Below are 1296 nucleotides of genomic sequence, written 5' to 3'. Positions count from 1 at the left end.
ATGTCTTGGTTCTCCCAGATCAGGGGTCAACGTTTGAAAACCAGGTGGGGTAGGGCGCGTCGATTTTCTCGGCGTGGATAGTCATACCTAATCGATATTGGAACTGGAGTTACTATGAACATCAAGAGCCTTCTTCTCGGCTCCGCTGCTGCGCTGGCAGCAGTATCGGGTGCTCACGCGGCTGACGCGATCGTCGCTGCCGAGCCGGAGCCGCTGGAATACGTCCGCATCTGCGACGCCTATGGTGCTGGCTACTTCTTCATCCCGGGCACGGAAACCTGCCTCAAGGTCGGCGGCATGGTCCGTACCGAAGGCGGCTGGTACAACGCCTACAATCCGGGCCCTGGCGGCAACCGCGGCACCTACTGGCACACCCGCGCCCAGCTGAGCGTCGACACCGCGACCGACACCGAATACGGTCCGCTGAAGACCAACACCGTCTATCGTTTCGACTGGAACGACGGCGGCTCCACCACCACCAAGCTGCTCTGGGCCAACATCAGCCTCGGTGGTTTCCTGGTCGGTAAGCAGGACTCGCAGTACAACCTGTACACCGGCTACGCCGGCGACGTCATCAACGACGACGTGATCTGGGACGGCCCGTACGAACTCAACCAGCTGACCTACAACTACGATGCCGGCAACGGCTTCACGGCTGTGGTTTCGCTCGAAGACTCCAACTCCGGTTCGGACTCGTCGTCCTTCGGCGGCGCCTGGGTTCAGTCGAAGGCTGACCACTACGCTCCGAACGTTGTTGCCGGTGCCGGCTACAAGACCGGCGGCTTCGGCTTCAAGGTCGTCGGCGGCTATGACTCGATCGTCGAGGAAGGGGCCGTCAAGGCTCGTATCGACGCCGACTTCGGCGCCTTCACGGCCTTCCTGATGGGCGGCTACAACACCGACGGCAAGAAGCTGAACCAGTATGCCGGCTCGAACCTGAACGCATCGGCTTGCCCGGCTGGCCGCGGCGATCTGTGCGGCTGGGGCGACTGGGCCGTCTGGGGCGGCGTCGGCGTTCCGATCAACAGCAAGCTGAAGTGGAACCTGCAGCTCGCCTACACCGACTCGAAGATCTTCGAAGCGACCACGAACCTCAAGTTCAACCCGGTCAAGAACCTGCTCATCGAGCCGGAAGTCACCTACACCAACTTCGATTCCGTCAACCAGGACCAGTGGGCCGGTATCCTCCGCTTCCAGCGCAGCTTCTAAGCCGCGCAGCTGAACCAAGTTCGACACATCTCCCGCTCAGACCTCCGAGCAGGAGAGGAAAGGCCCGGTATCCCAACCGGGCCTTTT

The 1296-nt window shown here is 61.6% G+C and carries 1 protein-coding gene; it reads left to right on the top strand.

Going from position 1 to position 1296, the window contains the following annotated elements; genetic code table 11:
- The first annotated feature begins 114 nt into the window (after positions 1-114).
- Positions 115-1209: a porin gene (locus tag GR212_RS36530; RefSeq protein WP_163995007.1), complete on the top strand. Its 1095-nt coding sequence runs from the start codon at positions 115-117 to the stop codon at positions 1207-1209.
- Positions 1210-1296: the final 87 nt, after the last annotated feature.

Source organism: Martinezella lusitana (assembly GCF_010668395.1).
GTDB lineage: Bacteria > Pseudomonadota > Alphaproteobacteria > Rhizobiales > Rhizobiaceae > Rhizobium > Rhizobium lusitanum_A.
This window is presented reverse-complemented; position numbering and strand designations above follow the sequence as displayed.

Coding starts and splice junctions, on each gene's coding strand:
- GR212_RS36530 (WP_163995007.1), top strand. CDS start 115: ATGAACATCAAGAGCCTTCTTCTCGGCTCCGCTGCTGCGCTGGCAGCA.